Origin of the sequence: Psychrobacillus sp. INOP01 (assembly GCF_018140925.1) — a bacterium.
GTDB lineage: Bacteria > Bacillota > Bacilli > Bacillales_A > Planococcaceae > Psychrobacillus.
On the sequence record NZ_CP073315.1, the window covers coordinates 872,490 to 895,179 of the forward strand.

Consider the following 22,690-nt stretch of genomic DNA (forward strand, 5'->3'; position numbering starts at 1 on the left):
CTTTCTTATGCTTCTTGTCCAACTGTTTCGTCTTCAATTCCTAGCTCTTCTTTAACCCATTCATAGCCTTCTGCTTCTAGTCTTTGAGCAAGCTCAGGTCCGCCAGATTTAACTACGCGTCCTTGCATCATTACATGCACATGATCAGGAGTGATATAGTTAAGAAGTCGTTGGTAGTGAGTGATTACTAAGCTTCCGAATCCTTCTCCACGCATTTGGTTGATCCCTTTAGAAACAACTTTTAATGCATCGATATCAAGACCAGAGTCAATTTCATCTAAAATAGCGAATTTTGGTTGTAACATCATTAATTGAAGAATTTCATTACGTTTTTTCTCTCCGCCTGAGAATCCTTCATTTAAATAACGTTGTGCCATGTCTAAATCCATTTCTAAAAATTCCATTTTGCTATCAAGCTCACGGATGAATTTCATTAATGAGATTTCATCGCCTTCCTCACGGCGTGCATTGATCGCTGAGCGAAGGAAATCTGCATTTGTAACTCCAGTGATTTCACTTGGATACTGCATTGCTAGGAAAAGACCAGCTTGTGCACGTTCGTCTACTTCCATTGCTAAAACATCTTCTCCGTCCAATTCAATTGAACCAGATGTAACTTCATATTTTGGATGACCCATAATAGCAGAAGCTAAAGTAGATTTACCTGTACCATTAGGACCCATTACAGCGTGAATTTCGTTCGTATTAATCGTTAAATTAACACCTTTTAAAATCTCTTTACCGTCTATTTCAACGTGTAAATCTTTAATAACTAAAGTCGACATTTAATAACCTCCATTAAGTAAATACGAATGTATAATCATTCTAATTTATTATCATTCTAATCTTAACTCAAACTAAGGTACCTTGCAAATCTTTTGGAGCATATTCTATTTAATATTGTAGAATATACAGATTTCCTGTTTTCTCTTGACTTTTCACTAAACTATTAGGTAAATAGTATTCTTTCTTTATTTTCAATAAGAATAATCTAAATGAGAATCGATTTCACTATCAAGCTAGTGAAAACAAAAGAATCCACGGAGAATATCTCCATGGATTCTAGTATATTATCCCCTAAATGCCTGGGCATCAATTTTCGCAGCTAGTTGCATACATTTTTCATGATCTTCCTGTCGCTTATTTTCGACCTGTAATCGTAATTCCTGACTTTGTCTCAATTCATCATATCCAAAACCATGTACTCCTCTAAATGCGTGGTCCATCTGTTCTGTATAAGGTAAATCATCCGAACTGATAATGAATCATTCCTCTCTTTTTTTAGGTTCATCACTTATATACCCACTTATTAGAGAGCTAAACATTTATTTTTAAAAAAACTTACTTTGTTTTAGAAAATTTGTCTACGATGATCGCAAGTGCTCCGTCTCCAGTAACATTTGTCGCCGTTCCAAAACTGTCCTGTGCAATGTAAAGAGCAATCATCAATCCTATCATTGCCCCGTTAAATCCAAGCATTGTTTCCAATAATCCAAGCGCTGCCATAACCGCTCCACCAGGAACCCCAGGAGCGGCAATCATCGTTACACCAAGCATAAATATAAACGGTATGAATGTAGATAACATAATATCTTGTCCGTTTATTAGCAATACCCCGATTGAACAAGAGACAAGTGTAATCGTACTCCCTGATAAGTGAATTGTTGCGAATAAGGGAATCGTAAAGTTTGTAACTTTATCGGAAGCACCAGTCTTTTGTGCCTGTTTTAGCGTAACAGGAATAGTCGCTGCCGAGGACTGTGTACCTAAAGCTGTAAAGTAAGCTGGGGACATTGTTTTTAATAGCTTCAACGGATTTTTCCCTGTTACCGTACCAGCTGCTGTATATTGTAATAGAAGCATTACAAGATGCAACGCAATAATCATGATAAATACAACACCAAAAACAGATAATACCTTTGCGACCTGTCCACCGTACGCCATATTCATAAAAATCCCAAAAATATGTATAGGTAATAATGGAATAATAATATTAGAAATTACCTTCTCTATAATCTCACTAAACTCTTCAAATGCATTTTGTAGCGTGTTTCCCTTCAGTCTAGAAATCCCAATTCCCATAATGAATGAGAAAACTAATGCTGTCATTATATCCATCATCGGAGGTATCGGCATTTCAAATAAGCCCCCGATTAAAAATTCCTCTGGATTTTCTAACTCTACACTCTCCTTACCACCGATAAGCTTTGGTAGTAAATTTGAAGCTATAAAAAATGCGATAAAACCAGCAACTAAAGTAGATAAATAAGCAACACCAGTAGAAATTCCGAGTAATCTCCCTGAACCCTTACCTAGCTTAGCTATACCCGGAACGATAAATCCAATAATAATAAAAGGAACAATAAATCCTAAAAACGCACTAAAAATACTATTAAAAGTAGCCATAATCTCAACCACTATTTTAGGGACTACTAATCCCAATAAAACACCAGCCACAATAGCTACCACTATTCGCGGCAATAACCCAAACCTCTTCACAAAATGTCCTCCTCATACGTACAATTGTGTTATTAATAACATTTATACACTTTAGCACACTCACTTATTAAAGTGAATAGGTACAGCAATATACATAATATTCTATTAACAAATGGTGGTTTAAACTGTTTATGGGCTAGCCAATCCCACAACAAAAAAAACAGACATCCCAGGATGCCTGCTTTCTCAAATAATATTATTTTACTGGTACTACAGATCCGCCCCACTCGCTTAGGATGAAGTCTTGGATTTCTTCAGATTTTAATGCTTCTACTAAGGCTTTAATCTCTTTACTATCTTCATCACCAGAGTTTACAGCGATGATATTTACATATGGAGATTCATCAGATTCTTCAATTGCGATAGAGTCTTCTAATGGGTTAATGCCAGCGTCTATTGCATAGTTGGAGTTGATCAATACTGCATCACCTTCTTCATTTTCATATAACTGAACCATTAGCGCTGATTCATAGTTAGCGTCAAATTCAAGGTTTTTAGGATTTTCAACGATGTCTTTAACTTCTGCTTTTGTTTTGTCTACATCTTCTGCTAATTTAATAAGACCTTTAGCTTCTAACATAGCAAGGATACGTCCGTGATCTGCAACGGAGTTACTCATTAAGATAGTCGCACCTTCTGGAAGCTCTTCAATAGAACCATATTTTTTAGAGTATAAACCGATTGGCTCGATATGAATTTCGCCTGCGTTAGCGAAGTCATACCCAAAATCAGCTTTTTGTGCTTCAAAGTAAGGAATATGTTGGAAAAAGTTAGCGTCCAAATCACCTGAATCTAAATCTTTGTTTGGTAATACATAATCTTGATATGATTCTACAACAAGTTCAATTCCTTGTTCTTCAAGAATAGGTTTAACTTCTTCTAATATTACTGCATGAGGTACGTTAGATGCACCAACTACAAGCTGACTACCTTCTTCTTCTCCACATGCTGCAAGTGTTAATGCACTTACTGACAATAAAGCTCCAGCTAATAACTTCTTCATTCAAAATCTCTCCCTTTTTATCCTTTGATTTCTATGTGATCGAGTTCTCTCGTTAACACCTATTATCGTTTATCTATTTTTGTAGTAATTACATCACCTATCCACTGAATGATAAATACCATTATTAATATTAGTATCGTGGCAACAAGTGTTACGTCTGTTCTACCTCTTTGGAATCCATCCAAGAAGGCTAAAGTCCCTAGTCCACCCGCTCCAATGATACCTGCCATCGCAGTATAACCTACAAGTGAAATGGCTGTGACTGTAATTCCAGATACTAAAGCAGGCATAGATTCTGGCAATAAAACCTTCCATATAATAGTAGTAGTTTTAGCTCCCATCGATTTTGCTGCTTCTAGCACACCTTTATCAATTTCTCGAAGAGCTATCAATACCATACGTGCGTAAAATGGAGCAGCTCCAATTACTAAAGCTGGAAATGCCGCGTTAGGGCCACGCATTGTACCGACCAAAAACTTCGTTAATGGTATTAATAAAATGATCAAAATAATAAACGGAATAGAACGGAATATATTAACGAAAGCCCCAGTTAACCAGTTAGCTAATTTGTTCGCCCACGCCTGATGAGGACTAGTTAAGAAAAGTAGAAGACCGAGAACTAGTCCAATAATTGCTGTCAAAATAGTGGATACCGCAGTCATATAAAGAGTTTCAAGTGTTGCTTCCCACATTTTTGGCCAATCAACATTAGGAAATAAATCATTAATCATTGTTGATCACCTCTGTATTTACTTTTTGTTCATGTATATAGCGAATGGCCTCATCCACTAGTAATGCATCTCCTTCTAATTGAAGGATTAGTGTACCGAATGCACCATTTTGGGTGTGCGAAATATTCCCTTGAACAATATTCACTTCTAAATCAAATTGCTTGATAAGCCTAGACAATATTGGTTGCTCTGTTTGCTCCCCAACAAATACTAGCTTGATCAGTTTGCCATTTGGATATAGTTCTTTTAAATGCTGTATTGTTTGTAAGGCTTTATTTGAATCACTGACTTGCGAAACAAAACGCTTCGTAATAGGTTGTTGTGGATTTTGAAATACGTCTAGCACTTTTCCTTCTTCAACAACATGACCTTTTTCCATTACTGCAACTCGACCGCATATCTTTTGAATGACCTGCATCTCGTGAGTAATCAATACAATTGTCAGACCTAATTTTTCATTGATACTAACTAATAAGTCTAAAATTGAGTCCGTAGTTTCTGGATCTAACGCAGAGGTTGCTTCATCACAAAGAAGTACTTCTGGTCGATTGGCTAATGCGCGTGCAATTCCGACACGTTGCTTTTGACCGCCTGATAGTTGAGATGGATAATAATGTCCTCGTCCTTCCAGACCAACTAAATCAATAAGTTCTTTTACTCTTTGAGAACGTTGTGCTTGCGGAACTCCAGCTATTTCTAATGGGAATGCAATATTCTCTTCAACCGTTCTTGACCATAACAGATTAAAATGCTGGAAAATCATACTTACCTTTTGTCTTACTTGTCGAAGCTTCACATCATTTATCTTTGTGATATCTTGATCATTCACGATAATTTGTCCAGAGGTTGGTTTTTCTAATCCATTTAATAAGCGAATAAGTGTACTTTTACCTGCGCCACTGTAACCGATGATGCCAAAGATTTCACCTTTCTTTATGTCAAGATTCACCTCTTCAACTGCAACGATCGTACCTTGTTTCGTGCTAAACTTTTTCGAAACATTATTTAAACTAATCATGGGAACCTTGCCACCTTTCTATCTAAAAAAACCCTCCTGCAAAAGAGCAGAAGGGTTTTAAGTTATCCATTTTAATAACATTCATCCATTCTCTCATTTCCCAAAGCATTTGCTTTGCGTGATTTGGCACCATTTCATTTACATGACGGTTGCCGGGCTTCAAAGGGCACTTCCCTCCACCTCTCTTAATAAGAGTGACACTATTTAATTCTTGGTATATCGTATATTATCACACGACTACTTGTTCGTCAATACTTTTTATAGCGTCTAATATAAATGGAACAGATTGAAAGGCATATATTTTTTTATATACAGTGCCACCTTTAGCTATTAACAGACATGGCACACTTTCAATATGATAATCCATTGCAAAGTTCTCTAAATAATTAATATTTGCTTGCCCAATCGAAAAAGGCTTCATCTCTTGTACAACTTGCATCATTTTACTAGCAACTTGGCATGTTCCACATAAAGGTGTATAAATATAAAATATCGCAAGCTGACCACTATTCTTATGGCTATTCCACTGTTCCAGTGTCCATTCTTTCACATTACATCATCCTAAAGTAAATATTCTTTCTTCACTTTTATATTAACACTTTTTAAAATGGAAGCCAAAACTTTGAACGGTGTAGTCGCTACTTCGCAATACATGGGGTTGGTGTAAAGATGAATCGCCTCTGGATATTCCTTCCTCACAACTGACCGAATTTGCTCGCCCGATTTATCTGCATCTAAAAATGCATATATAGGAATACCATCATAAGGACTTAAAATTTCTTCTAGCTTTACATTCGATATCGTTCCGTTTGTACAAATAATTTCTGTTGATTCATCAAGAAGTTTTAAAAGCTTTAGTTTATCTGATCTTCCCTCAACGAGAATTAATTTTTCACTAAAGACAATAGCCATTCAGCTTCTCTCCTAACTATGCCCTTTCCAATATTATATGAAAAAAACGCCGATAATAATCGGCGTTTGCATAATTATTCTGAAATTAATTCTTCGTATTTTTCTGGAGAAAGTAAACCATCCACTTCCGTTAAATCAGCTGGTTCGATAACAATCATCCATGCATTTTCATAAGGGGACTCGTTTACATATTCAGGGCTATCTTCTAGTTCTGTATTGACCTCTAAGACTTTACCACTGATCGGTGCGTACAATTCAGATACGGTTTTTACAGACTCTACACTACCGAAAGGATCTCCTGCTTTGATCTCATCTCCGACTTGTGGAAGCTCGACAAACACGATATCTCCAAGTTCAGATTGTGCAAATTCAGTAATACCGATACGGACATTTCCGCCTTCAGTCTTTACCCATTCATGTTCTGCTGAGTATTTTAAATCTTTAGGTGCGTTCATATAATAATCCCCTCTCCATTTTTCATACATTCATCTATAATATTCACATATTTTTATAGTAAAAACAAGTGACTTTAAGAAGTCTTCCACACATCCTCAAACTGTTGTTCCTTGAAGCCTAGCGTTAATTTTTTTCCATCAAAAACAACTGGTCGTTTAATAAGCATCCCATCAGAAGAAAGTAAGGATAATTGTTCGTCTTCTGACATAGTATCAAGTTTGTCTTTCAAACCAAGCTCTCTATATTTAATACCAGAAGTATTAAAGAATTTTTTTAGTTCCAATCCACTGACTTCGAGCATTTTTTGAAGTAAATCTTTTGATGGAGGATTTTCAGCTATATGGTTGTCTATGTATTCTAAATCATTGTCCTTTAACCATTTACTCGCTTTTCTACAAGTTGTACATTTAGGATATCCGTAATATTGAATAGTCATATGATCTCACCTTTTTTCTTTTATCATACATAATAGTGTAAACGATGAGCAATCATTTTGAACAATGAAATGTTTATACAATGTGAATTAAATTTGAAAAAAATATGAAATAGAGAAATCCGAACAACGTTTTTTCCTCTCGGACGCTTTCCGCGGGCACGGCTTCAATCTCCTCGTCACTGCGTTCCTGCGGGGCTTTCAGCTCGTGCTGTTCCCGCTGGAGTCGCCGCCTTCCGCTCCAATCAGCAAAATCGACTATTTTTAAAAATAATGTGATATCACGTAATCGTCCTGTTATTAATGGTAGAAACACCCAATCATACAAATCCTGGGGCACCCTACCTTCTCATTAATACATAGTCGTATTCTATAGGCGATTAAAAGTAAAAAAAACTAGAAGACATGCACGATCCTTTAAGGTCAAAACCTATTTCTAACGTTTTCGAAGGGCTTTGGAGAGACATTTTGCTATATGATTACCGAGTGATTTTTTTAGGGATGCTGGTTGGTTATGACTGAAGTCACAACCAACCAGCATCTTTTTTTTCGGCAATCTTATGGCGTTTGCTTCACCTTCGCCCTTCTGCATCTCTTAGAAACAGGTAAGTGCGTTTTTGGATAACGAAAGAATATATTCTTTCCTATTCATAGAGGAAGCTCTCGAAGATACAATTTCGTTCGCTATTCCACTTCTATTTTGTAAACACTTACTATTCCTCTTTATTTCCACTAGGATAAAAGAAAATCTACTTTCTTCATCCCTCATTACAGAATGGTATCCCTAATTCAACAGACGATTTTATCACTATATCAACTTTGACTACTATGATCATCTAAGCGATAGGCTATGCTATATCTTATGTTGAGTACTACACATAAGATTGATTGAAGTGAAAGGTGGCGACTCCGGCGGGATTAGGGAGACAGATGAGATATCACAACGACGCGTTAGCGACGGTGATATCTCATCGCTCACCCCGCGGAAAGCGTCCGCCTGAAACGGAAATCGGCAGCTATGGTTTATTCTTCAAAATACTATTAAGACTTTGTTCGCAGCATGATAATTCATATACCTATAATAGAAAAAACCGATCCATTAAGAATCGGCTTTTTCATGTATTTGATTAAAGAACGTATTTTTCTGCTTCGATTAATTTAACCGATGCTTCACGTTTTTTCTCGATCACATTGTATGGTGTGTAGCGAGTCAATTTACGTAGTGCTGAGATCATCATACGTTGATTATCTCCATCTACAGATGCAATAATTGTTTCTTTTGCTGCTTGTTCAATTTCAATAAATGCTTCTTGTGTGAAGATTTGAGTATAAAGAAGTTTTTGCGCTGCTTTTTCTTCTCCATCACGTCCGATTGCTTTTTCTGTACGTAGAACTGCTGATTCCATTGCAAATAGGTTATTAGCAATATTAGCGATGTTTACTAGTACTTCTTGTTCTGCCTCTAGTTTTGTACCAAAACGTTGTGCAGCAAGTCCGGCAACTAGAATGCCAATTTTCTTCGCATTAGCTACTAATACTTTTTCTTGTGCAAGTGCTTCCGTACCAACCTCTTCTGGCATCATCATTAATAATTCTTCTTGTAAACCTTGTGCTTTTTGAAGAAGTGGTAATTCACCTTTCATCGCTTTTTTCAGGAATGTTCCTGGAACGATTAAGCGGTTGATTTCATTTGTTCCTTCGAAAATACGGTTAATACGAGAGTCACGGTAAATACGTTCTACTTCATATTCTTGCATGAATCCATATCCACCATGTAATTGAACTGCTTCGTCAACGATGTAGTCTAAAACCTCAGAACCTACAACTTTGTTAATAGAACATTCAATTGCATATTCAGCGATTGAAGCAGCAATTGCTTTTCCGTCTTTTTGCTCTTCTGCACTTAATTGACTCATACGTTCTTCAAAATATCCAACAGTACGGTAGATTAAGCTTTCAGTTGCATACAATTTAGAAGCCATAGTAGCTAGTTTGTTTTTTGTTAAATTAAAAGAAGAAATCGGTGTTTTAAATTGTTGGCGTTGGTTTGTATAAGAAATCGCTAATTCTAACGCACGTTTAGATCCACCAATTGTACCTACGCCTAATTTATAACGCCCAATGTTTAAAATATTAAATGCGATAACATGGCCGCGGCCAATTTCTCCAAGCAGGTTTTCTGCAGGCACTTGAGCGTCCTCAAGGATTAGTGTACGAGTAGAAGAAGATTTAATACCCATTTTCTTCTCTTCTGCTCCAACAGATACTCCTGGGAATGTTTTTTCTACAATAAATGCAGAGAATTTGTCTCCATCTACTTTAGCGTAAACTACGAATACATCAGCAAATCCTGCATTTGTAATCCATTGTTTTTCACCATTTAAGACATAATGTGTACCTTCTGCGTTTAACTTCGCAGTAGTTTTTGCTCCTAATGCATCTGATCCTGAACCTGGCTCTGTTAATGCATAAGCAAATATTTTTTCTCCTGAAGCTGAATTAGGTAGGTATTTTTGTTTTTGTTCTTCATTACCAAATAGAACGATTGGTAATGTACCAATTCCAACATGTGCACCGTGGGTAATAGAGAATCCACCGGCTACAGACATTTTTTCTGCAATAAGTGCAGATGAAATTTTATCTAAGCCAATTCCGCCATATTCTTCTGGAATGTCAGCTGCAAGCAAACCAAGATCTCCTGCTTCTTTTAATAAACGTACAGAGTGTTCAAATTCGTGATGCTCCAAGTTTTCTACAACTGGTAGCACAGAATTTTTTACATACTCCTCTGTCGTTTTCGCTATCATCTTTTGTTCATCATTAAAATCCTCTGGTGTAAATACGCGACTTGCATCTAAGTCTTCTACTAAAAACGCTCCGCCTTTAATTGCATCTTTTAATTCATTCATGTATATTTCCCCCTATTTTTTAATTTTAAAGTAATTCGAACACTCCAGCAGCTCCCATTCCGCCTCCGATACACATCGTTACAACTCCGAATTGTTTCCCTTGACGTCTAAGCTCACTCATCAATTTCAAAGATAGAATAGTTCCTGTTGCACCTAGTGGATGACCTAGAGCAATTGCCCCACCGTTTACATTCACTTTATCTATATCTAGACCTAAGTGACGAACAACTTGAATAGATTGAGAAGCGAATGCTTCATTGATTTCCCAAAGATCGATATCCTCGATAGATAAACCAGCAAGCTTTAATGCTTTTGGTACAGCTACAATCGGTCCTATTCCCATTACTTCAGGAGGTACTCCACCAACTGCAAAAGAACGGAATTTCGCAAGCGGCTTTAACCCTTGTGCTTCTGCAACTTCGCGGTCCATGATTAGAACCGCACCTGCTCCATCTGAAGTTTGTGAAGCATTACCTGCAGTAACAGATCCGCGAACATTGAATGCAGGGCGTAATTTAGCAAGAGTTTCTAATGAAGTTCCTACACGTACGCCTTCATCCATTTCGAACATGAATTTTTTCTGCTGGGCTTTATTATTTTCATCTACAAAATGCTTAATAACTTCAACTGGTACAATGTCATCATTGAACTTTCCTGCTGCAATCGCTGCTGCCGCTAGTTCATGTGATCTTACTGCAAATGCATCCTGATCTTCACGACTAATACCATACTTAGTTGCTACTTGTTCAGCTGTGTGACCCATTCCCATGTAGTATTGTGGAGCTGTTTGTGCAAGATGCGCATTCGGACGAATCGTATTTCCCATCATCGGCACCATACTCATAGACTCCACTCCACCAGCGATAATCACTTCGGCGTGACCTAACATAATACGCTCTGCACCATATGCAATTGACTGTAAACCAGATGAACAGAAACGGTTTACTGTAATTGCTGGTGTTGTATCCGGCAGTCCCGCTAATGCACCAATATTACGAGCAACGTTCATGCCCTGTTCTGCTTCTGGCATCGCACAACCTAATATAAAATCATCTATCGGGCCATCATAACCGCCCGCTCTTAGTAATGTTTCTTTAACTACTAGCGCTCCAAAATCATCTGGACGAACTGTCGCTAAAGAACCTTTTTTTGCTTTACCCACTGGTGTTCTTGCCCCAGCTACTATTACTGCTTCACGCATGAGCTCTCCTCCTTTACCTTTATGCAACATTAGTTGCGTAATGGTTTACCCTTCACTAGCATGTGTTGCATTCTTGCTTGAGATTTTGGATCTGCAACTAAACTTAAGAAAGCTTCTCGCTCTAGGTTAAGTAAATATTGCTCATCCACTAATGTACCGTATGGAACTTCTCCACCTGCAATAACATAAGCAAGCTTTTTCGCGATTTTGAGATCATGCTCACTGATAAATCCTGAAAGGAGCATTCCTTCAGCACCTAAAATAAGTGCAGCGTATCCTGGTGACCCTGAAACAGGAACTTTTTCACGAATCGGTGCTTTGTATCCCGCTTCTGCAAGAGCTAAAACAACTTGCTTCGCATCGTAAATTAAATGATCTGGGTTCACGCTAATACCATCTGCAAAATTCAAGAAGTTGTTTTCACGAGCTTCTTCACCTGATGTTGAAACTTTTGCCATTGCAATCGTTTCAAATACTTTTCCTGCAACAGTGAGATAATCAATCTCTACTCCGTTTGGAAGTCCTTTTAAGTGCTTAATATAAAGCTCTTTGTTACCTCCACCACCTGGGATAAGACCGACTCCAGCCTCTACTAAGCCCATATATGTTTCAGAAGACGCTTGGATATGAGCAGCCGGTAAGCATGTTTCTGCCCCTCCACCTAATGTCATACCAAATGGAGCAACTACTACAGGTTTTGACGAGTACTTAATTTTCATCATTGCATTTTGGAATTGACGAACAACAAAATCTAATTCAAAAATATTATCGTCCTGTGCTTCCATTAAAATCATTCCAAGGTTTGCTCCCACACTGAAGTTTTTACCTTGGTTACCTATAACAAGTCCCTTGAAGTTCTTTTCTACTTCATCAACAGCAAAGCTAATCATTTGAAGGATATCTAGCCCAATTGAGTTAGATTTCGAATGGAATTCAAGCAATGCAACTCCATCACCCAAATCGATTAAACTTGAACCAGAATTAGATTTAATCACACCATGTTTTTTCTTATATCTTTTTAGGTCAATTACCTTTTCACTTACAGAAACTAGTGAATAATCAGTTCCATTGAAGTAGTATTGATCTCCATTTTCTTCTTTATAGAAAGATTGGAACCCTTTATCAAGCAATGATTGGACAAACTTTGGAATTTCAAGACCTTCAGCCGCCATCTTTTCAACTGATTCCTTCACTCCGATTGCATCCCATATTTCAAATGGACCTTGTTGCCAGCCGAAGCCCCACTTCATCCCTTGGTCAATAGCAACAATATCATCCGCAATTTCCCCATGAAGCTTTGCAGAATAGATTAATGTTGGACTTAAAATGCTCCAAAGTAATTCACCAGTTCTATCTTTTGCATAAGTTAATGTTTTCACTTTTGCAGTAAGGCCTTTTTGTTGCTTAGCCATTTCCATTGAAGGCGTTTTCAATTTTTTCATTGTTTCATATTCAAGGGTTTCAGGATTTAATTCTTTAATTTCTTTTCCTTCTTTTAAGAAGAACCCTTGCCCTGTTTTAGCTCCAAGCCATTTGCTTTCCAGCATTTTTTGCAAAAATGCAGGTATTTCAAATACTTTTTGTTCCTCACCAGTTGTTTGGTCAAATACGTTTTTTGCAACATGTGCGAATGTATCCAAACCAACTACGTCCAATGTACGGAATGTCGCTGACTTGGGACGACCGATTAGTGGTCCAGTAACAGAATCTACCTCTCCAACCGAATACCCTCTTGCTTGCATTTCACGTAATGTTACAAGCAATCCGTATGTCCCGATGCGGTTTGCTATGAAATTTGGAGTATCTTTTGCAAGTACCACACCTTTTCCTAACACATCTTCCCCAAATTGCTTCATGAATTCTACAACTTCTGTATCCGTGGTTTTAGCTGGGATTACTTCTAATAGCTTCAAATAACGTGGAGGATTGAAAAAATGCGTTCCTAAGAAATGCTTTCCAAAGTCCTCCGAACGTCCTTCCACCATTGCATTAATACTAATTCCAGATGTATTAGAGCTAATGATTGTTCCTGCCTTACGGACTGAATCTATTTTTTCATATAAGCTTTTTTTAACTTCTAAGTTTTCAACTACTACTTCGATAATCCAGTCTACGTCCTTCAGTTTTTCAAGATCGTCCTCTAAGTTTCCAGCAGTTATTAGCTGCAGGTTTTTCTTAGCAGTAAGTGGCGCTGGTTTTTGCTTCAACAATTTTTGAATAGCTGTCCCCGCAAATTTACTTCTAACTGCTGGATGTTCTATTGTTAACCCCTTTGCTTCCTCATCTTTACTAACTTCTTTAGGTACGATATCTAATAATAATGTTGGAATACCAATATTCGCTAAGTGAGCAGCAATTCCTGAACCCATTACTCCAGAACCCAAAACAGCTGCCTTTTTAATTTGATACGTCACGTGCACTGCCTCCCCTTTATCTTGAATGAATACTCATTCATTTTAATTGCAAAAAAAATAGAAGCAACCTCTATGTCTATTAGTTTAGAACAATATTTAAATTTTCGCAATAATAAAATGAATAAATAATTCTTTTTTCTTTCTCCAAAATAAGAAACAGTGTAAACTGTAAACAAAGTCATAGGAGGTAAATAAAACATGCAAAAAATTACAACTACTGAACAATTCAATGAGATTATTTCTAAAGACAAAGAGGTATTAGTGAAATTTGAAGCTGGCTGGTGTCCTGATTGCCGTCGTATGGAAATGTTCATTGATCCAATAATTGAAAAGTATAACCAGTATACTTGGTATGAAGTCAATCGGGACGAGCTGCCTGAAGTTGCCGAAAAATATGAAGTAATGGGTATCCCAAGTCTTCTTATTTACCAAAACGGCGAGAAAAAAGCTCATCTTCATAGTGCAAATGCAAAATCTCCTGAGCAGGTAACAGAATTTTTAGATGCCCAAGATAAGTAAGAAAGAATCAATAACATATTGTATCTCTACGTTATACTGCGACGAGCTTCGCGAAGGAGCAGGGTTACTGAATTCTTAGATGCAAAGAACAAGAAAGGCTGTTTCTTATAGAAGCAGCCTTTCATTTTAGTATCGCAGTCAAATAGTTGTATACGGTATAATAAGAAAAAACAGAGGTGCTGATTTTTATGTCACAAGAACAAGAAATAATTGAACTAAAAGAAAAACTCGCTTATTACGAAAGAATTATTAAAACAGTTTCTACTCCAATTATTCCATCTATCGTTCCTAAGACCATTTTAATCCCTATTGCTGGCTATATGTTTAGAGAGCGCTTTGAAAATATTCAAACTAAAACACTCCACTATATCGGAGAGCACAAAGAAATCGAACATGCGGTATTTGACTTTACTGGGGTTAATGTAGAAGACGTAGAAGCATTCGACTACAATGAACTCGCCATGTCTATTACCAGTTTGAATAGCTCTCTTAAATTAATGGGAATTCGTCCAATTTATGTTGGGTTCAATCCTCGATTTATCCGCGAAATTGTTCATGCTAGTATACAAGTGGATATTGAGACATATAAAAGCTTCCGTGAGGCATTGAATATGCTTTTAGTTAAATCGGATCAAAATATTAAATAAAATTAAGAAAATGCAATATTAGAATTTCATGTAAATACATCCATTACCTATATGCGACTCGTTGGACAGTGGCATTGGAGGCTGGTCATGACCAAAGTTGCGACCAGTTTTTCAGTTTTTAGCCCACTATACACTTCACATTTCCTAAAGTGCACTGCATTTGAAGCATTATAATTCAAAAGTGTTATTAAACAAGACTATGGATTAAAAAGATGTAAAGCAAATTGGTCCACTTTTAGGCTTAAACCACTCATCTAATAACTTTGGTTCAATATTAGAGACATTCGCTTGCCCAGTATTATGCAAAGATTCTAGCGATACACAGCCCATCCACCAAGAGCTCAAATAATGAATTCCAATTGTTAAGTTCACCGGTTCTTCAGCCTTTTCTAGTTTTTGAATTTTCCACAGTTCCCCTTCGTACTGTAATTCATATATCCCCGACTGCTCCTGTAAAAATGTATCCACTAATTCGATTAATATCCTTGTATCTTTTTCAGGTCTGCCAAGTCCAGTAAAATTAGTACTTGTAACGAATGTTTCCACTTTTGTAATTCGATACATCATACCAGTTCCTGTGGTCGCCACTTCATGATAAACACTAGGAATTAAATGATTGGAATCATTTAACGGGTTAGAAAGATTGTACATAAATGATTGATCATTTGTACGGAAAATAATTCGGTCCACCTGGTCTTGCTGTGAGCTTAGCCAAGCAGTAAGTTGTTTATATGCAGTTGGTGTGCTCCATATCCATTCATGTACTTCCAAATGTTGATGTAAAAAATGGCTATCCTTCACCGGTTCTAACGTGAAAGCTAATGCACCTATCAGATTATTTTCATCCTCTACTCCAACATAATACGTTTTTTTCGTTTTAATATATTGCTTTTCCTTCCATGTTCTTTTCATCATTCCATGATTGTTTTGGGCATATTCATTATATAGAGAAACAATTGCGTCTTCATCCGCTGGAGCTAAAAATTTCACTTTGCTTTTATCTCCATCCGTCAGTAATGTTCCCGGCTTAAATTTAAATTCATATCGAAGTGGTCCGTTCCCATAGCCCATTTTACGATAAAAACTGGGATTGAATGGATGCAAAGCTACAAGCGCAGCATTTTCCTGCCTTGCATATGCATGAAAATAAGATAGTATTTGAAATGCCACTTTTTCTTTTTTATGTAATAGGTGGACAGCTACTAGTCCAATACCAAGAATACGTTGAAATTTCCCGTTAATATTGCACTCAAAATCATTTATTCTAAATATTCCTACAAGATCCTCTTGCTCATTAAAGCAACCAAAAAATTGTAATCCATTGTCTTCTTTTTGTTCTATTATAAGACGTTCCGCGAACTCCTTTGTCTTTTCAACTGATTGGATAAGCATACCTGGGTATGCCATTGCCGCTATATTAGCCGCTTGCTCCATATCTTCTTTCTGTAGTAACCGAATAATCATACTAATTCCCCCTTATTATATGATTGTGTTAAATTGTATTATAGAATAGTTAAACTATTTTGAGAATAATAATATTCTTCACGGAAAATAAAAAATTTTTTCCCGTAGCTAACAGGAAAAAATCTCTATACCTCGGAGGTCAAATTATGAAAGTCCAATTACCAATTAAAGGTCATTCTCAATATGATTCTTCAATTCAGGCAAGCTATCAAGCATCTGCTTGTGGACCAGTTACAGCTTTTGTCTTGTTAAATTATTTGTTACCTAATGCAAGTCCATTTCATCCTAATGATTTATATAAAAAATTAGGTGGAACTCGCATTGGGTTATTTACCTATCGATTTATTCGAAACTTGCGTAAGTTGCTAGGACCAAATTGGGAAGTAAACAAATGTACATTGCAAATAGCATTAAAAGAATTGAATAATGGAAGACCTGTCGCATTAAAGTTTGATAAATACTTTTCGCTACAGTGGAATAAAAAATGTAATTTTTCCTATCATTGGGTTCCACTTATTGGCTATGAATTAGTTGATGGTGAAGTGGTGTTAATCATCCATGACAATGGAGGTAGAAATCGTCCCAGTCAAATTAGAAAAGTTCGCTATTCAGATAATGCATCCATTCTCACTTTCGTTCAAATTACTCCTATAGACAAATAACTATTTTTGAAGCTGTCTAGCCAAAATAGTATAACCGTGCTCATGTAAAAAATCATGTTTCGTCGACGGGATATCTTTTATTTGTAAATGATCCAGCTCTGCTCCTATCGGGACATCTCTTCGAATCGTAGCTAACTCTTTGGAAAGTTTCAGCATCTCCATATCCGTCTCGATTTTTGTTCGTTGACCTGCCTTCAAAAGTGGCAATGCCTCTAAGACTTTATCGACTGTTCCATAGGTTTGGACAAGTTGTAGCGCTGTTTTCGGACCGATTCCCTTCACTCCTGCATAGCCATCACTAGAATCTCCCATAAATGCCTTCACATCTGGGAAAAGCAAAGGAGAAATGCCGTATTCTTCAAGGAAACGAGCTTCATTGTATACATCATAAATGGTAAAACCTTTTTTCGTGAACGCAATTTCTGTGGATGGCTCGAGTAATTGCAGAAGATCCTTATCTCCACTAACTATAGTAAACCTCGCGTCCTCCTTCCATTTATGTGTAATTGAAGCAATTGTATCATCCGCTTCCATTCCGGCTATTCCAAAGTTCATCCACCCCAAGTGCTCAGATAACTCCTGAGCCATATCAAACTGGGGGATAAGCTCTTCGGCTGGCTTAGGGCGATTTGCTTTATAACCATCGTAAAGCTCATTTCTAAATGTAAGCATACCTTTATCCCAGCAAATAGCCATGTGAGTAGGCTGCATCAAATTTTGTGCCGCCAATACATGCCGAGCAAAACCTTGCACCGCATTTGTCGGAATTCCTTTGTCATTTTTAAAATAATTCCCGGACATTGCAGTTGCAAAAAACGATCTAAATAATAATGCCATTCCATCTATTACTAATACATGTGGTTTTTCCTGAGTCATTTTAAACACCCTTTTTTTAAAGTTTACTTATTATAACACGAGTAGATTCAATCTATTAAACAGTGGGTATATATATTGAAACTAATAGAATGGAGTATGAAAGATGAAAATACATAATGGATCCCTTTATTGGCCTACTACTACAAAGCCATTCATACCAAAAACTACTTATGAAAAACTAGATATATATGATGTTGTAATAGTTGGCTCTGGAATGTCTGGATCACTTACTGCACTTGCATTAGCAGAAAGTGGTCTTAAGATAGCAATATTAGACAAGCGTGAGATGGCAACAGGGAGCTCCAGCGCAAATACTGGCCTTTTACAATACTCTAATGATATTATGCTGCACCAACTAATCGGCCAAATCGGGGAAAAAGATGCTGTTCGCTTTTACCAGCTCTGTTATGAAGCAATGGATGATCTAGAGAATATAGCAAAGAGCCTACCAATAGAAGTAGACTTCATTAGAAGACCAAGTATATGTTATGCGAGCGACGAAAACGACGTAGAAATGATAAAAGCTGAATATGATACATTAAAAAAATATGGGTTTCCTTGTGACTATTGGGGACGAAATGAGATGGCTGAAAAAATGCCTTTTTCCAAGCATGGTGCCTTAGTGACATTTGGTGATGCGGAGATTAATCCATTGAAGTTTGTGCATGGAGTCCTAACTAAACTAGAAGAGTTAGGTGTACATTTATTTCCTTATACGGAAGTATTGGATGTATTTGAGGATAACGATTCTTTAAATATACGTACCTCCGGTCAATCTTTTTACGCCAAACATATCGTCTACACAACTGGCTATGAAACTACTCCTGTAGGTAGGAGAATTGGAGCCGATATTAATCGTTCCTATGCATTTGTTAGCAATCCAATCCCAGAATTTAGTGATTGGTATGAACAAGCATTAATTTGGGAAACAAAGCGACCTTATTTATACATTCGCTCAACAGTTGAAGGAAGAATAGTTGTTGGTGGATTAGACGAGGATAAACCAGAAGCACCCGACTCTGACGAAATCATTCAGAAACGAGCGGAAAATTTATTACACCAGTCTAGAGAACTATTTCCTAATTATGATATTCAAATAGATTATGCATATGCTGCTAGTTTTGGAGAGTCGGTAGATAATATACCATTTATAGGGCAACATCCTAGTAAACAAAACCAATTCTATTTACTTGGTTATGGGGGCAATGGAACTGTATATAGTATGATAGGCTCTCATATTTTAAAAGATTTAATAGTAGGAAATCGAAACGAAGATGCCGAGCTTGTGCAACTTGATCGGAAATATGGTATAGCATAACAATAAAAGTGCTTGAAAGATAAGCTAGATTGTATTTATTAGACAGAGCTTAGGATAGATTTTTTAATAATATTACCAGTAATAAGCATCAAGTAGGAAAGTTTGTAGAGGATCATTTCTTATGTATGACCCTCTATTCTTCTTGATTGTCTGTCTACTTGGGAATTTAAAAAGTGTTAGAACTTGAACATTCCGGTTATAGACATTAGAAAATCACAATAAACGGGAAATAGTAACTATTCGTTACTATTTTTGACGTAATAATTTTTAAAACGTCGGTAACATCTCGCATATGCATACTTTGAAAGTTATACTTGTTCTTTAGATAGTCGACATGCTTTAAGATTTCTTCTAAAAATTGGAGGTTTTCCTTTGTATCTCTCCCAAAATTATGCGGATGCCACCATAAATGATAGAGTTCATTTTTCTTTGCGGCCCTAGTTAATCCCTTTTTAATTCGGCGGAGACGAAGCTGTTCTAACATGGACAATCTACTATTATAAGGTCTCAAAAAGCGACTAGAAGGTATATTGACAATGGGTTCTGCTTCGATATTCTTTAAACAATACGTGTGATTGCCAGATATATTTACATACGCATCTATTAGACGACACAATCGTTTCAGCCATGAATTTTTTTCACTTGTATGAGCTTTATACATCCAGGTTTTTTCATTTCCTCGGTACGCCTTTACTCCAAGCTCTTTACATAGATGTAAATAATCTGGATTTACTTGGTTCCTTGGAAAAACCAAAGATGCCGTTTTTCCCAACGAAGAAACAGCCTTCAAATCCTTCTTAAAATGCTCCTTATCTTGCCCATTTTCTAAGCAATAAAAATGAGAAAAGGTATGTGTTCCAATCTCTTGATTGGATGTTTCTCGTATCATTTCGATTAGTGACATTCCGAAATGATAAGGATCCACCGTTTCATTCGCCCCTACTTTGGAAAGATTCATTATTGGACTAAATGCAGTATTTTCATAAGGTATATCCATCGTGTTAAAATATGATAATAGCTCCTGTTTATCCTTGCAATACAGCATACCAACAATTGCCCATGTCGCATGAATATCATATTTTAAAAACAATTGGAGTATTTGAGGAATAGCTACTCGAGCACCGAGAATATTGGCTCCATATTCTTCTATTGTATAAACATCATGTACTCCCCAATTAAGCTCAAAGTCTAATGATATAATAAGAGCCCCCAACTCCTCATCCTTTCCTCAGTTTAATCGTTCTCCCCCAAAGAACTAATTTCCCTATTAGGGAGCTTGCTTCATAACCTGAATAGACTTCAGTAATTTCACCGCCGAACTCCATTTTGAAACTGCTAATATTATCATTTGATGTTAAACCACCCATGTCGTATACCAAATTCCTTCTACCCTTAAAATACAGAATATTTTTCCAAAGTAAATAACGGCTAGCGATACTTAACATTCTTTTATCCGTTGAGTCATTCTTTAATCTAAAGTGAGATGCAGAGTACAAAGAAAAGGCAGTCTCCTTATCTGTAATATAAACTTGATAGCCAAGGATTTCATTACTACTCCCATTTACTATTCTGGTAATTATCAAATTATTCGATTCAATTAATAACTCCATTGTTTTTACGTGGAATGCACCACATTTAAACGTATTGGTGTATTTCGCAAATTCATTGTAAAAGTTTTGAAATTCTCTTATATTAGCAATGGTCGGCTGGTCTATTACTTCTATTTGAAAATCAAACTTAGTTGCCTGTCGAATTTGTTTTCTAGTTGTACGATGAAGGTCTTTTAATAATTGTTCTTCGCTTTTAGTTAAATCAATAAGTAGCGTAGTTTGTTTTATCAATTGGTTAACTGGTCGATAGGCATGAGAAAAACCAATAAGGTGCGCAGATGGTAATGGTGTTTCCCCAGTTTTTAAAAAGTAGCAATTTACTAATGTCAAATTTAATAGTTTTCGCTTTACTAGGATTATTGTGGCACCTTCTTTTCTTTTAATATTCTTCTCTACTAATTTTTGATTTTCCGAGGACTCTAGTAAAAGTTACTTTATCAGTCCATTGAAACCCAAGTTGGGTTAGTAAATTAACACTTTCCTTATCCTTTATATGAACACTTACAAATATATCTTTCCCTTTATAACGATGCTTCACAAACCCTAGAATTTGTATAATATTTTCATTCTTCCAATCATTTATATAAATGCTTCTTTTTTTCAGATTAAGGACTACCCCAACACTATCTAATCGAATGACATTTTCATTTACCCAAAATGCTTTTAATAGGTCTTCTGAATAGAATCCAGCATATCCATTATAAATTCTCTGTAAAATATCTTTTCGTTCATGTTCAGAAGAGAGAGCTGCATTTGGAGAGAGTTCCGTAAAGCTAGTCTCCGTGTCCTCTATCTCTTCAAAGTTTGAAATTTTCCCAATAACATAAGATCTCTTATCATAGATAAAGGGAAATAACTTCGTATTAATAACCCTTCCCCTATAGCTAAAACTTCCTTTTTGACGTAGAAAGTATCTAACTTTCCCTATCGTATTTCTTCGAAACAACACAACAGCTCTGTATTTTTTCACTTTAGAAATAAGTATATTCTTGATCCATAGTGTATTTCTAATAGTCTTTGCCCGTACGTTATTTGTAGAAAATATAGATTTTCTTGTATAGTCTACATCCGTATTCCATTCCATCTTATAAGGTTCATACCCAATACTCATATCCAATTTTTGAAAACCGTCGGATATTAATTGGCTAACTTTTTCTTTTATCAATAATCTGCCTGGCCCATAACAATCAAAATCTGAATCATGTCCTAATACATATCCTAAATAACGTGTACGACAAGTAAATCCATACGTAAAAGCAACCTTTTCTTCTTGTACTTGAAGTGTTGTTAAACGAACTGAAAACTTTCCTTTGGGTAACTCAGCTAAATATCTAAAGAACTCCTGCTTACTTTCTGAAGAAAAACCGCTTGTGTCATTTTTCTTCTCCCATCTTCGCTTGTGCAACCTTACAATTTCATCCATTTCATTCGCTTCTAGTACTTTCAACGAAACGTCGCCTAATGCCCTCAACCTCTTGTCTCGTCGATCCATACCGTGTAGTTTTTTTCGGGTTTTCATATACTCGTCAAAATTAATCTGCTCCAGATTAATATATGGAGTAATGATTGAGAAATGACGTTCCTTCATATTCCTAGCATTTAAATACTGAGTTATCGCAAAAGGTGTGACTGTACTTTCCAACAGCCCATGAAGAGAAAATACAATACTTTTCTTCATTTTTATCAATTCATCTAATGCAAACATAATTGAGCGACTTGCATCTGATTTCCTCACAATAATATCCATATAATTTGCTATACCAAGTGCTAAAAAATTTGCCATATAGCCATACCATGTTTTTTTAAATTGAAAGGGGAAAAAAGCTATCATCCTGTTGTGTTCTTGTATCGCTATTATTTCAACATTTTCTTGATAGCCTAGAATTCTCCACCAGTTATATACAAACTCATATTCTATGAAAGGATTAGTATTTTCGTTATCTTCCATAATTTTATTCCAGTCTTGTTTGTAAACTTCTAAATGACTATAAGATTTAATACTTATAAGTTTCAAATAA

21 protein-coding genes and 1 riboswitch are annotated in these 22,690 nt (G+C 36.4%); of the genes, 4 read left to right on the forward strand and 17 right to left on the reverse strand.

Translation table 11 applies throughout. The features are described 5' to 3' along the window. Window positions 1-5 precede the first annotated feature (5 nt). From sufC to KD050_RS04525, 12 genes are all read right to left on the reverse strand, one after another. The gene (sufC, locus tag KD050_RS04470; protein WP_211895034.1) at window positions 6-785 is read right to left on the reverse strand and encodes a Fe-S cluster assembly ATPase SufC; all 780 of its coding nucleotides are present in this window, start codon (window positions 783-785) and stop codon (window positions 6-8) included. A 556-nt stretch (window positions 786-1,341) separates the two neighbouring features. Continuing rightward, entirely contained in the window at window positions 1,342-2,499 is a 1,158-nt protein-coding gene (locus KD050_RS04475) for a dicarboxylate/amino acid:cation symporter (protein WP_211895035.1), read from the reverse strand. A gap of 196 nt (window positions 2,500-2,695) precedes the next feature. Further along, the gene (locus tag KD050_RS04480; protein ID WP_211895036.1) at window positions 2,696-3,502 is read right to left on the reverse strand and encodes a MetQ/NlpA family ABC transporter substrate-binding protein; all 807 of its coding nucleotides are present in this window, start codon (window positions 3,500-3,502) and stop codon (window positions 2,696-2,698) included. 62 nt (window positions 3,503-3,564) lie between these two features. After that, entirely contained in the window at window positions 3,565-4,233 is a 669-nt protein-coding gene (locus KD050_RS04485; protein WP_211895037.1) for a methionine ABC transporter permease, read from the reverse strand. Further along, window positions 4,226-5,251 (reverse strand): methionine ABC transporter ATP-binding protein, encoded by a 1,026-nt coding sequence (locus tag KD050_RS04490; RefSeq protein WP_211895038.1) that lies wholly within the window; start codon window positions 5,249-5,251, stop codon window positions 4,226-4,228. The genes KD050_RS04485 and KD050_RS04490 overlap by 8 nt, the downstream gene beginning before the upstream one ends. Before the next feature lie 90 nt (window positions 5,252-5,341). Beyond that, window positions 5,342-5,446, reverse strand: a riboswitch (SAM riboswitch). Window positions 5,447-5,480: 34 nt separating this feature from the next. Further along, a complete protein-coding gene (locus tag KD050_RS04495) occupies window positions 5,481-5,801 on the reverse strand; it encodes a thioredoxin family protein (protein ID WP_211895039.1) in 321 nt (106 codons plus the stop codon). Between the two features lie 11 nt (window positions 5,802-5,812). After that, entirely contained in the window at window positions 5,813-6,163 is a 351-nt protein-coding gene (locus KD050_RS04500) for a toprim domain-containing protein (RefSeq protein ID WP_211895040.1), read from the reverse strand. Between the two features lie 74 nt (window positions 6,164-6,237). Then, window positions 6,238-6,618: a glycine cleavage system protein GcvH gene (gene gcvH, locus KD050_RS04505; protein WP_211895041.1), complete on the reverse strand. Its 381-nt coding sequence runs from the start codon at window positions 6,616-6,618 to the stop codon at window positions 6,238-6,240. Between the two features lie 74 nt (window positions 6,619-6,692). Continuing rightward, window positions 6,693-7,055, reverse strand: a complete 363-nt coding sequence (locus tag KD050_RS04510; RefSeq protein ID WP_211895042.1) for an arsenate reductase family protein — start codon at window positions 7,053-7,055, stop codon at window positions 6,693-6,695. Between the two features lie 1,124 nt (window positions 7,056-8,179). Continuing rightward, entirely contained in the window at window positions 8,180-9,961 is a 1,782-nt protein-coding gene (locus KD050_RS04515; protein ID WP_211895043.1) for an acyl-CoA dehydrogenase family protein, read from the reverse strand. 25 nt (window positions 9,962-9,986) lie between these two features. Next, entirely contained in the window at window positions 9,987-11,162 is a 1,176-nt protein-coding gene (locus KD050_RS04520; protein WP_211895044.1) for an acetyl-CoA C-acetyltransferase, read from the reverse strand. Window positions 11,163-11,191: 29 nt separating this feature from the next. Continuing rightward, on the reverse strand, window positions 11,192-13,531 hold the full coding sequence (locus KD050_RS04525; RefSeq protein WP_235753970.1) for a 3-hydroxyacyl-CoA dehydrogenase/enoyl-CoA hydratase family protein: 2,340 nt from the start codon (window positions 13,529-13,531) through the stop codon (window positions 11,192-11,194). Between the two features lie 243 nt (window positions 13,532-13,774). On the opposite strand from KD050_RS04525, the gene KD050_RS04530 reads away from it, so the two are divergent. After that, window positions 13,775-14,095: a thioredoxin family protein gene (locus KD050_RS04530; RefSeq protein WP_211895046.1), complete on the forward strand. Its 321-nt coding sequence runs from the start codon at window positions 13,775-13,777 to the stop codon at window positions 14,093-14,095. 188 nt (window positions 14,096-14,283) lie between these two features. Beyond that, on the forward strand, window positions 14,284-14,742 hold the full coding sequence (locus KD050_RS04535; RefSeq protein ID WP_211895047.1) for an STAS domain-containing protein: 459 nt from the start codon (window positions 14,284-14,286) through the stop codon (window positions 14,740-14,742). Between the two features lie 204 nt (window positions 14,743-14,946). Here the strand turns inward: KD050_RS04535 and eis are convergent, their stop codons facing one another. Next, a complete protein-coding gene (gene eis, locus KD050_RS04540) occupies window positions 14,947-16,206 on the reverse strand; it encodes a GNAT family N-acetyltransferase (RefSeq protein ID WP_211895048.1) in 1,260 nt (419 codons plus the stop codon). A 146-nt stretch (window positions 16,207-16,352) separates the two neighbouring features. Between eis and KD050_RS04545 the strand changes: the two genes are divergently transcribed. Continuing rightward, a complete protein-coding gene (locus KD050_RS04545) occupies window positions 16,353-16,868 on the forward strand; it encodes a C39 family peptidase (RefSeq protein WP_211895049.1) in 516 nt (171 codons plus the stop codon). Here the strand turns inward: KD050_RS04545 and KD050_RS04550 are convergent, their stop codons facing one another. Next, entirely contained in the window at window positions 16,869-17,744 is an 876-nt protein-coding gene (locus KD050_RS04550; RefSeq protein WP_211895050.1) for a 5'-3' exonuclease, read from the reverse strand. It abuts the gene before it with no gap. 103 nt (window positions 17,745-17,847) lie between these two features. Between KD050_RS04550 and KD050_RS04555 the strand changes: the two genes are divergently transcribed. After that, window positions 17,848-19,062 (forward strand): NAD(P)/FAD-dependent oxidoreductase, encoded by a 1,215-nt coding sequence (locus KD050_RS04555; RefSeq protein WP_211895051.1) that lies wholly within the window; start codon window positions 17,848-17,850, stop codon window positions 19,060-19,062. Between the two features lie 205 nt (window positions 19,063-19,267). Here KD050_RS04555 and KD050_RS04560 read toward each other — a convergent pair whose 3' ends face one another. The 3 genes from KD050_RS04560 to KD050_RS04570 are packed head-to-tail and all read right to left on the reverse strand — an operon-like array spanning window position 19,268 to window position 22,686. Continuing rightward, a complete protein-coding gene (locus KD050_RS04560) occupies window positions 19,268-20,275 on the reverse strand; it encodes a polysaccharide deacetylase family protein (RefSeq protein ID WP_211895052.1) in 1,008 nt (335 codons plus the stop codon). Window positions 20,276-20,279: 4 nt separating this feature from the next. Then, window positions 20,280-21,002 (reverse strand): hypothetical protein, encoded by a 723-nt coding sequence (locus KD050_RS04565; protein ID WP_211895053.1) that lies wholly within the window; start codon window positions 21,000-21,002, stop codon window positions 20,280-20,282. A 49-nt stretch (window positions 21,003-21,051) separates the two neighbouring features. Continuing rightward, on the reverse strand, window positions 21,052-22,686 hold the full coding sequence (locus tag KD050_RS04570) for a GNAT family N-acetyltransferase (RefSeq protein WP_211895054.1): 1,635 nt from the start codon (window positions 22,684-22,686) through the stop codon (window positions 21,052-21,054). Window positions 22,687-22,690 lie beyond the last annotated feature (4 nt).